This is a genomic window from Acinetobacter sp. ACNIH3, assembly GCF_002918965.1.
GTDB classification, from domain to species: Bacteria; Pseudomonadota; Gammaproteobacteria; order Pseudomonadales; family Moraxellaceae; genus Acinetobacter; species Acinetobacter schindleri.
This window is the reverse complement of the sequence record NZ_PQLP01000001.1, coordinates 130,087-141,227: the sequence shown is the minus strand read 5'-3', so window position 1 is coordinate 141,227 and position 11,141 is coordinate 130,087. Positions and strand designations below refer to the sequence as shown.

The 11,141-nt window shown below is 43.6% G+C and carries 9 protein-coding genes; 2 read left to right on the top strand and 7 right to left on the bottom strand.

Going from position 1 to position 11,141, the window contains the following annotated elements:
- Nucleotides 1-3 precede the first annotated feature (3 nt).
- Entirely contained in the window at nt 4-357 is a 354-nt protein-coding gene (locus C3420_RS00665) for a hypothetical protein (RefSeq protein WP_103800485.1), read from the top strand.
- A gap of 45 nt (nt 358-402) precedes the next feature.
- Here C3420_RS00665 and C3420_RS00660 read toward each other — a convergent pair whose 3' ends face one another.
- Together C3420_RS00660 and C3420_RS00655 are read right to left on the bottom strand one after the other, a co-directional pair.
- A complete protein-coding gene (locus tag C3420_RS00660) occupies nt 403-699 on the bottom strand; it encodes a hypothetical protein (protein ID WP_103800486.1) in 297 nt (98 codons plus the stop codon).
- Between the two features lie 72 nt (nt 700-771).
- Nucleotides 772-1,272 carry a pilin gene (locus tag C3420_RS00655; RefSeq protein ID WP_103800487.1) on the bottom strand — a complete coding sequence of 167 codons (501 nt, stop codon included), beginning with the start codon at nt 1,270-1,272 and terminating at the stop codon, nt 772-774.
- Between the two features lie 780 nt (nt 1,273-2,052).
- Between C3420_RS00655 and C3420_RS00650 the strand changes: the two genes are divergently transcribed.
- A complete protein-coding gene (locus C3420_RS00650; RefSeq protein WP_103800501.1) occupies nt 2,053-2,493 on the top strand; it encodes a pilin in 441 nt (146 codons plus the stop codon).
- 95 nt (nt 2,494-2,588) lie between these two features.
- On the opposite strand, the gene C3420_RS00645 is transcribed toward C3420_RS00650, so the two are convergent.
- From C3420_RS00645 to gltB, 5 genes are all read right to left on the bottom strand, one after another.
- Nucleotides 2,589-3,149 (bottom strand): TPM domain-containing protein, encoded by a 561-nt coding sequence (locus C3420_RS00645; RefSeq protein WP_103800488.1) that lies wholly within the window; start codon nt 3,147-3,149, stop codon nt 2,589-2,591.
- Complete coding sequence (locus C3420_RS00640) at nt 3,143-4,180, bottom strand: TPM domain-containing protein (protein WP_103800489.1); 1,038 nt, start codon at nt 4,178-4,180, stop codon at nt 3,143-3,145. Before C3420_RS00640 ends, C3420_RS00645 begins: the two co-directional genes overlap by 7 nt.
- Before the next feature lie 30 nt (nt 4,181-4,210).
- The gene (locus tag C3420_RS00635; protein WP_103800490.1) at nt 4,211-4,801 is read right to left on the bottom strand and encodes a LemA family protein; all 591 of its coding nucleotides are present in this window, start codon (nt 4,799-4,801) and stop codon (nt 4,211-4,213) included.
- Nucleotides 4,802-4,986: 185 nt separating this feature from the next.
- Nucleotides 4,987-6,408 carry an FAD-dependent oxidoreductase gene (locus C3420_RS00630; RefSeq protein ID WP_103800491.1) on the bottom strand — a complete coding sequence of 474 codons (1,422 nt, stop codon included), beginning with the start codon at nt 6,406-6,408 and terminating at the stop codon, nt 4,987-4,989.
- A gap of 72 nt (nt 6,409-6,480) precedes the next feature.
- Complete coding sequence (gene gltB / locus C3420_RS00625) at nt 6,481-10,956, bottom strand: glutamate synthase large subunit (protein ID WP_171294426.1); 4,476 nt, start codon at nt 10,954-10,956, stop codon at nt 6,481-6,483.
- Nucleotides 10,957-11,141 lie beyond the last annotated feature (185 nt).

The following is an 11,141-nucleotide window of genomic DNA, read 5'->3' as shown; positions in this document are numbered from 1 at the left end:
AAAATGAGTGCACTCAATGAATATTATGCTGCTTTGAAACGATTAAAAGCCAACAAACCGACTATTCTACCAAAAGGGTCTGCGATTAATAATGACACTGTAGCACTGGAAGCAGGGCGTAAACGGGGTTCTATTAAGAAGAGCCGTCATGCTGCGCTTATAGAGGCAATTGAGCTAGCTGCGCAGGAAGTAGGGCAACATATTCTTGCGCCTGCACAGCAGGTTGAACTAGCTAAAAGCAGGACCAAAGCTGTGAAAAGTGATTATGAGCAGTTAAAGGAAGATTATGAAAAATTGCTAAAAGTCGTAAACTCACTATTATTAGAAAATTTTGAGTTGAAGCAAAATAAAGTATAGGTGGATGATCACACCGTTAAATAAAGAATTAGCGGTGTGATCATTCTAGGCGAAGTCGGCTTTCTTATAATGATTGAGTAGAGACAAGCCTGAACTTAGGCGATCAGCTAAAATAGTTGCTGCTGTTTCCGAAAATTTTACATCTTTTATCAGCCATTGCTGAAAAATATCAGAGTCTAGTTCATACTGATCTAAGTGAAGTTGAATAATGAAATCGTACCAAGTAGCTTCATCGCTTGAATTGAAATTGGCATTCATACTAGGGTTTACTGAAGCTTTAAATGAATCAAATTTCTCTAATGCGCGTGGTGACAGATCTGTTTTTAGAGCTTCTAGAGTCATAAATATTCCCTTTTATAGTGGTAAAAATAAAAAACGCATCTCTAAAGATGCGTTTTAATTTGGTATTAAATATTATTTAGCATCACAAGTTTTTGGACGCACAGCTTGATCTAAGTCAGAAGTACATTTCCAATTACCAGTAGCTTGTGTATATGTAAAGATAACTTCTCTATCCTTTAATTTATCATTAATACCTGCTGAATTTTTAAATTTTGCAGTTAAAATACATGTCCCAGCTGTTGCACCATTAGCTGTAATACTCGCTACATAAGTGCCGGTTAGAGTATGTCCATTATCTGCATGTAATGCGCCCGCAGGTTCACTTTCATCTACGTCTTTTGTGCTTGCAACATCTTTAACAGCGTCTTTAGTGCTACATGCTGTAGCTAGGCCACTCATTCCCGCAATATCCATTACCGGAGTTTTTAAACCACCTAGTAAATTAATTGCTTCTGAAGCCTGCGAACGAGCCGTATAGTTTTGATACTGAGGAATCGCAATTGCAGCAAGAATACCAATAATAGCGACCACAATCATGAGCTCGATCAGCGTAAAGCCTTTCTGTGCGTTCATAACATTCTCCACAAATGTTTTGTTAATTTATTTATAAGCTTTGTAAGCTAATTTATAATTTGCACAAAGTGTGCCAATGCATATTATCTAATTATTCTACATTAAATCAATACATTATTTAATGGATTAAAAATTCTGAAAATATGTAAAGTAAATTTGTGTAACTAAGTGACAGAAAATGTCAGTTTTGTCAGTTTTGAGAAATGTAAATATGAAAGTTGCCTGTAGCAGGAAAAGCTAAATTATTTGCAGCTAGGCAAACAGACAACTATATTTAGTTTAGTCATGATTGCTCGTGTGGGGGGAAAAGCAATTTGAAATTGAAAGTGCTGTTCTATGCGGAATATTTCATACATGGGGGAGTAATAGAATGAAAAGACTGAAAGACTTCAAAGTAAACAAATACCTCGTCCAGCTGTAAAATTTTTGTCTATGCAATTTGATGATAACTAAGCAACTAGGCGTATTGTTCTGCATCATGCAAGACGTGTGATTCTTCAGCATAAAGAAGAAATACAGAAGTTGGCTGATAAATGAGTCTATATTTTTTATTCCGTTTTTAACTTATCTAAATTTAAAAATATCTCAAAACCTGCCTACTTTTATAAAAATTCATCCTATCGCACTGAGTAAAAGCCATTTTTTAATATGGACAATTTGAAAAGTTTTGTCCTTTTAAAAGCATGTCCATATGGACAAAATAAAGAATGAAATAAAACAATACAATTCAATGGTTTGATGCATGTCCATATAAAGTGACTTATGGAATGTATTGAATTAATGATTGTTGTTGCAATTATCGGTATTCTTGCTGCAATTGCGATTCCTGCTTACCAAAACTATGTAGCTAAATCTCAAGTATCTGTTGGTTTAGCTGATATTAGTGGTGGTAAAACAAATACAGAACTTAAACTTTCAGAAGGGGTATCAACTGCACTATCTACACCTGCTGATGTCGGAATTCCTTCTTCTACCGCTGCTTGCGCAAGTATTTCTGCGGCTGTTGCTGTAAATGGCGAAACTTCGATTGTATGTACACTTCAAGGTTCTTCAAAAATTAATACTAAAACAATTGGTTGGTACCGTACAGCTGACCGCAATGCTGCTGCAACAGGTGGTGGTAATGATGGCACAGCTGCAATTACAGAGTCTACTGGTCAATGGACTTGTAAGACTAATGTGGCTACTGGCTTAGCACCTAAATCTTGTATTGCTCTATGATAATTTAATTTTAAAAGACGCATCGAATTCGATGCGTCTTTTAAACTAAAGTTGATAAAATTTAGATAATATTTATTAAAGAAACTATTACTTCATTATAAAAAAATAATCGGTTTATTACCTAATTCATTCTCTAAATCATCTATTTTACGATCGTAATAATGATCTAAAACCTGTCCAATCTGTTTCACTCCTTCGATTACACCTTCTTTAAACTTCTGCTGGACTAAATGATGAATAATATTTTGGCATATTTCATCCCAGACTTGCTGGGTCGTTGCATCTTTAATTCCCCGATCAATCACAATCTCAACCTTATGTTCACACAGGTTTAAATACAGCAGCACACCACTATTATATTCGGTATCCCAAACGCCCAGTTCAGCAAACAACTGGCGGGCACGACACAGCGTATCCTGATAATAGGCCGATCGTGAAGGTAAACAGCCTTCGATCACTACCTGAATCTCCCCCACATGCCCATGCTCAGCTTCTTCAACAGCTAATGCAATTGCATGCTGATCCTGCTTGGAGAAAAACCGCTTGGTTGCTGGCATATAAAAGAAATGCTTGAACCATCGCTTAAAACTCGGCTGCGCATATTCTTCCAGCTTCGGTTGCGTGACAATTTCTGTTGTATCTGTCGTTGTTACCATGAGCCTGATGCTCCTCCCCCACCAAAACCGCCACCGCCTCCACCGAAGCCGCCACCAAAACCACCGCGGCCGCTACCGCCACGACCAGCACCAGAAGCAAAGGCATACAAAAGTAGTTGCGCCAGTGAAGTGATTAATATAAAAAATACGCCAATCCCAATCATTAAACTGGCAATTAAGCCCATGCCATTGACTAGGCCAGCAGCTGTACCTGCAACTGCAGCAGTTGCAGCACTGAGTTTTTTACCAAAAATCATCGAAGCAACCACACCAGCGATGATAATAAAAATTACAGCACCAAAAGTGGCTTGAGAAGCTTGCTGGGCTTTATAAGCCTGTTCGTGTCGCTCTTTTAGCTCATCCGCGGCTTGGGCGGCAATTTCAGGATCAAGATTTAAAATCCGTTCTATTTCAGCCAGTCCTGAATCAATTCCCTGAGCATACTGCCCTTGCTTAAAATACGGCGTAATTTTGTCATTGATAATTCGCCCTGCCACAATATCAGGCAATACGCCTTCCAGACCATAGCCAGTCAGAATCTGAATACGGCGATCATTGATGGCAATGGTCATGAGTAAACCATTATCCCGTTTAGCCGAACCAAGCTGCCAGGCCTCAGCGACCCGCATGGAATAATCAAAAATATCTTCCTGTCCGGTAGTCGGTACAATCACCACACCAATCTGACCTTTACCTTCATTATAAAGTTTCAGGATACGCTGGCTCAGCTGCTGCTTTTCAGCAGGACTCAGTAAATTTGCCTGATCAATAACAGGTTCGTTCAGACTTGGCAAGTCGCGCTGCAACCGCCCTTCTGCCATATCATTGGCAATCTGTGGTTGTGACGCTGCTGTAGCCTCAGTTTCTTGAGCTGGAGCATTTTGACCAGTTTTAGGCTGTAAGATTTCACGCGCTACGATGACTTCTTCAGTATCCGTAGCCGTGGCGGTTTCTGCTGAAGCAGGTGTTGTTAGCCCCATACCCAATATGAGGAGCAACCCAGCACAGTATTTCAGCAGCATCTCAGGCATGTGATTTCTCGCTTATTTATACGTTATGAGTTATTCAAAAGAGACTGTTGGAGCTTTCTGGGCACTTTGCTCGGCACTGAAGTTTGGTTTGGTATCCATACCAATCACTTTGGCTGTCATCACTTGCGGGAACTGACGTGCATAAGAATTAAAGTCCTGAACCGTGGTGATATAACGGTTACGCGCTACCGCAATCCGGTTTTCTGTACCTTCCAGCTGCACCTGTAAATCACGGAACTGCTGATTGGCTTTCAGGTCTGGATAGTTTTCAGTCACCGCAAGCAGGCGTGACAAGGCACTGGTCATTTGTGACTGTGCTTCCTGATAACGCTGGAACAGTTCAGGATTTTCCAAGACTTCCTGATCGACTTTGAGGCCTGCTACATTGGCACGCGCCTGAGTGACTTCTGTGAGCACCTGCTCTTCATGCGCGGCATAGCCTTTCACCACATTCACCAGATTCGGTACCAGATCGGCACGACGTTGATACTGGTTCTGTACTTCAGACCAGGCTGCAGTCACAGCCTCATCTTTGACTTGCAAGGTGTTATAGCCACAGCCACTCAGGGTTAAGGTACTGGCCAGCATCAAAGCTATGAGAGATTGTTTTAATACACGCATGATGTCTCGTCCTCAATTCTTTATTGATATTTATATAATTAATTTGATTTTAAACAGTATTTTCTAAAGTTTTGTTACTTTTTATAATCTTTTTAATGCTTCCTATTTTAAGTTTGCAAATAATTAAAGATTAAAAAAACCTGCCGTAGCAGGTTCCTTAAATGATTACAGTGAATTTTTAACTGTTAGATATCGAGGTAATCCAGAATACCTTCAGCAGCCTGACGACCTTCCCAGATCGCAGTGACTACTAGGTCAGAACCACGCACCATATCGCCACCAGCAAAGATTTTTGGATTCGAAGTCTGGAATTTATATTGCTGCTGTTCAGCGGCAAGCACACGACCAGAACCATCGAGATTAATACTTACATCAGCAAACCAGTCCGCAGGGCTGGTACGGAAACCGAATGCCAGCAGTACTGCATTCGCAGGCAGAATTTCTTCTGAACCCGGAATTGGTTCCGGGCTGCGACGGCCGCGGCTATCTGGTTCACTGAGTTGAGTGGTCACAAATTTCACGCCTGTCACTTTGCCATTTTCACCGACAATTTCGATTGGCTGACGGTTAAACTGGAATTCCACCCCTTCTTCACGTGCATTTTTTACTTCACGACGTGAACCCGGCATATTTTCTTCATCACGACGGTAAGCGCACACAACAGACTCAGCACCCTGACGGATCGAGGTACGGTTACAATCCATAGCCGTATCGCCACCACCTAAAACGATGACTTTCTTGCCTTCAACGCTGATGTATTCCGATGGATCTTTTTCCCAGCCTTGGCAACGGTTCACGTTGGCAATCAGGAAATCCAGGGCATCATAAACCCCATTCAGGTCTTCACCGGCAAAACCACCTTTCATATAGGTATAAGTTCCCATACCCATGAATACCGCATCATAGTCAGCCAGTAGCTGGTCGATGGTCACATCTGTACCAATTTCAGTGTTCAGACGGAATTCAACGCCCATACCGGTGAAAATTTCACGACGGCGTTTCATTACATCTTTTTCCATTTTGAATTCTGGAATACCAAAAGTCAGCAGGCCACCAATTTCCGGACGTTTGTCAAACACGACTGGCTTTACGCCGGCACGAACTAAAATATCCGCACAACCAAGTCCGGCAGGACCTGCACCAATGATGGCAACTTTTTTATCCGTCCATTTTACATTGGACATATCTGGACGCCAGCCCAATGCAAAGGCGGTGTCATTGATATATTTTTCTGCATTACCAATGGTGACTGCACCGAAACCATCATTTAAGGTACAAGCACCTTCACATAAACGGTCTTGCGGACAGACACGACCACAAACTTCTGGCAAGGTATTAGTTTGATGGCACAATTCAGCTGCCTGAAAAATACGGCCCTCTGCCAGCAACTTCAACCAGTTTGGAATGTAATTATGAACCGGACATTTCCATTCACAATATGGGTTACCACAACCTAGACAACGATGTGACTGATTTGCAGCCACTTCAGTTGTGAAAGGTTTATAAATTTCCACAAATTCTGCTTTGCGGACGTCAATCTCTTTTTTCTCTGGATCTTGGCGTGCTACATCCAGGAATTGAAAGTCATTACTTAGGCGTTCTGCCATGTCTCTCTCCGTGGGTAGATGCAAGGGATTCACAGTTGCCTTGCATCTGCCTTCATTTCTGCAGTAGTGGAATTATTGTGGATCAGCTTGAGTTGTTTTCAACAGCGTTTGCAAGTTGGCAGCTTTTGGTTTTACCAACCAGAACTTACGGCTATAGAAGTCAAACTCGTGGCGGATCTTGTACGCCCAAGCACTACCTGTTTCTTTAATATGTTCATCCAGGATACGACCCAGGAACTCTTTGTGCTCTTCCATCGCTTCAGTAGAAATACGGTTCAGCTCAATCAGTTCATGGTTGTAATGGTCAACGAAGTCGTTATCCAGATCAAGTACATAGGCAAACCCACCGGTCATACCTGCACCAAAGTTGTGGCCTACTTTACCAAGCACAGTCACAATACCACCAGTCATATATTCACAGCAGTGGTCGCCCGCACCTTCAATCACGGCAAAGGCGCCTGAGTTACGCACCGCAAAACGCTCACCCGCAGTACCTGCAGCAAAAAGTTTACCGCCAGTCGCCCCATACAGACAGGTATTACCAATAATTGCGGTATTTTGCGTCTGGAATGGCGAACCTTTCGGTGGGAAGATCGAGATACGACCGCCTGCCATGCCTTTACCGACATAATCATTGGCATCCCCTTCAAGGCTGATGTGCAGACCACCGGCATTCCATACACCCAGTGACTGACCTGCTGTGCCCAGCAAGTTTACTTTAACCGGATGAGCTTCCATGCTGAGATTGCCATAACGTTTTGCAATCTCACCAGACAGACGTGCACCAATCGAACGGTCACAGTTACCAATGCTGTAGTGATATTCGCCACCAGTACCCGCTTCAATCGCTGGCAGAATTTCTTCTACCATTTTCTCAGCCAGAATACCTTTGTCAAACGGCGCATTGCCCTGAACTTCACAGTACTGTGCTTTACCTTCAGCTGCAGGATGTGACTCCAGCAGTTTGCTCAGATCTAGATGTGCATGCTTGTCAGTTTCACCTGGCAAGACTTCTAGCAGATCGGTACGGCCAATCAGGTCTTTCAGACTGGATACACCGAGTGCTGCTAACCATTCACGGGTTTCTTCAGCAATAAAGGTGAAGAAATTGATCAGCATTTGTGGTTCGCCGATGTAGTGCTCTTGACGCAAGTGATCCTGCTGAGTTGCTACACCGGTTGCGCAGTTATTCAAGTGACAGATACGCAGGTATTTACAGCCCAATGCGATCATTGGCGTTGAACCAAAACCAAAGCTTTCTGCACCCAGAATTGCTGCTTTCACAACGTCCAGACCGGTTTTTAAACCACCATCGGTTTGTACACGGACTTTGCCACGCAGGTCATTTACGCGAAGGGCTTGATGCGCTTCACTTAGACCAAGTTCCCAAGGCGAACCCGCATGGTGAATAGAGGAAAGTGGAGAAGCCGCTGTACCGCCGTCATAACCAGAAATGGTAATGAAGTCAGCATAGGCTTTCGCTACACCTGCCGCGATCGTACCGACACCTGGTTCAGAAACAAGTTTAACTGACACCATCGCCTGTGGGTTAACTTGTTTTAAATCAAAGATCAACTGTGATAAATCTTCAATTGAATAGATGTCATGATGCGGTGGTGGCGAAATGAGGGTTACACCTGGTACAGAGTAACGCAAACGAGCAATGAGACCGTTCACTTTACCGCCCGGCAACTGGCCACCTTCACCTGGTTTTGCACCTTGCGCGACTTTAATTTGCAGGACTTCTGCTGAAGTTAAGTAAGCAGGAGTCACACCAAAACGGCCCGATGCAATTTGTTTGATTTTCGAGTTACGAATAGTGCCGTAACGCGCTGGATCTTCACCGCCCTCACCTGAATTTGAACGACCACCAATTGTGTTCATGGCAATCGCGATCGCTTCGTGTGCTTCAGGCGACAATGCACCTAAAGACATACCCGCAGAGTCAAAGCGAGGCAGGATCTCTTCTACAGATTCCACTTGATCCAGTGCAATCGAATTGTCTGTTTTCAGTTTGAATAGGTCACGGATCGTTGCGATCGGACGGTTATTCACCAGTTCTGCATATTCTTTAAAATCTGCATAATTACCAGAACGTACTGCTTTGTGCAGCGAGTTGATCACGTCCGGGTTAAATGCATGGTATTCCTTGCCGAATACAAATTTCAGCAAGCCACCTTGATCAATTGGTTTACGGTTTTTCCACGCGATATCAGCCAATTGTTTCTGGTCATTTTCAAGATCAACAAATGTTGCACCCTGAATACGACTTGGTACACCAACGAAGCATGTGTTCACGACTTCATTGGATAAGCCCACTGCTTCAAACAGCTGACCGCCACGGTAAGAAGCAACCGTTGAAATACCCATCTTGGACAGGACTTTCAGCAAGCCTTTTTCAATACCCTTACGGAAGTTGTTTTGCGCGTATACCGGATCACCCAGCAATTCACCTTTCGCCACCAGATCATTGATCACGTCATACGCCAGGTATGGATAGATCGCTGTCGCACCAAAGCCTAGAAGTACAGCAAACTGATGTGGATCACGAGCAAAACCGGTTTCGATAATCAGATTCGCATCGGTACGCAGACCTGTATTGATCAGATAATGGTGTACTGCACCAGTGACCATCACAGCATTAGCTGGCAAGAAGCCTTCACGGATTTTCTTGTCTGAAAGTACCAGTAAAGTCTTACCATCACGAATCGCTTGAGCAGATTCTTCACAGATACGTGCAATCGCCGCTTCAAGACCTTCCGCTTCTGGATAGTTCAGATCGATGTCCGCAATTTCATAACCTTTACGACCAATCGTGCGGATCTGATGCATTTTTGAATTCGTCAGCACTGGGCTGGATACGATCAAACGGTCTGCATGTTCTGGGCTTTGCTCAAATACATTCTGTTCACGACCGAAACAGGTTTCCAGTGACATCACGATCGATTCACGTAATGGATCGATCGGCGGATTAGTAACCTGCGCAAACTGCTGACGGAAGTAATCGGAAACGTGACGGACCTGACGTGATAACACGGCCATTGGCGTATCATCACCCATTGAACCTACAGCTTCCTGACCGCTTTCTGCGATTGGACGTAATAACTGGTCACGTTCTTCAAAAGTCACCATGAACATTTTCTGTGCCGCTTTCAGGCTATCGCCTTTTAAGCCTTGATCGCACAGATATTCTTCCAGCTCAGGGCTACCCTGTAGACGTACTGAATTTTCACGCAGCCATTCACGGTATGGACGCATACGTTTCAGGTGGTTATTGACATCCTGAGTATCTAATACTTTACCAGTCAAGGTATCCACAACCAGAATCTGACCTGGACCTACACGACCTTTAGATACTACATCTTCAGGCTCATACCCCCATACACCGATCTCAGACGCCAGGGTGATATAACCATTTTTAGTCACGACCCAACGCGCAGGACGTAAACCATTACGGTCCAGCATACAGATCGCATGACGACCATCCTGAATGACTAGGCCTGCAGGACCATCCCATGCTTCCATATGTTTAGAGTTAAACTCATAGAATGCACGTAAGTCAGCATCAAGTGTTTCAACATTCTGCCAAGCGGGTGGAACCAGCATACGTAGCGCACGGAACAGGTCCATACCACCACCTATGAGGATTTCCAGCATGTTATCCAGACTAGAAGAATCCGAACCGGTACGGTTAACAATCGGGTTCAGTTCAGTCAAGCCTGGCAGTAATGGATTTTCGAATTTAGGTGTACGCGCCAGCGCCCAGTTACGGTTTGCAGTAATGGTATTGATTTCACCATTATGCGCCAGATAACGGAATGGCTGAGCCAATGGCCAGCGTGGCAAGGTATTGGTAGAGAAACGTTGGTGGAACACCACAATATGTGACGCCAGACGCTCATCAGCCAGGTCAGTATAGAAGTCAGCAATTGCTGCTGGCATCATCAAACCTTTATAGCTAATCACAGTTGAGCATAAGGTAGTTACATAGAAGTATGAATCATTGATCAGTTTCTGCTCGGCACGACGACGCGCCAAGAATAACTTACGGTTAAATTCAACCTCAGTGACACCGATTGGGCAGTTAACAATGACCTGTTCAAAAGCAGGCAAAGACTGCATCGCGATCTCGCCTAACGCGCCATTGTTGGTTGGTACCACACGCCATGCGATAACGCGGCAACCTTCTTCTTCAATTTCTTTGGTTAATACTTGTTTTGCGTGTGCTGCAAGTGCAGGATCCAGGTTCAGGAAGATCGTACCTACAGCAAAAATTTCGCTTAAGGTAATATCACTTAAACGCTTTGCTTCTTCACGAAAGAATTCCTTTGGCATTGCCAAAAGCAAACCACAACCATCCCCGGTCTTACCATCTGCGGCAATACCACCACGGTGGGTCATACAACTTAAACTATGAATTGCGGTCTTGACGAGATCATGGCTTGCATCACCCTGCATATGGGCGATCAAACCGAAACCACAGTTATCTTTAAACTCATCCGGTTGGTATAAACCTTGAGCGGGAGCTACATTATTAGGCGATGGCATGTGCATAGCGTACCCTTCTTATCACAAAGCCCTGGCGGGCTGTTAAACAATCTAAATCCGTCTTTGCGATGGCGTCCAATTTACTTTCGAGGAAATTTCTATGAGCAGAGTAAAACTTTTCTTCACACTTTGAAGATAAACCTTTTCAGATTAATACGCATGAAAAATAAAGTTTAAAAGACTCA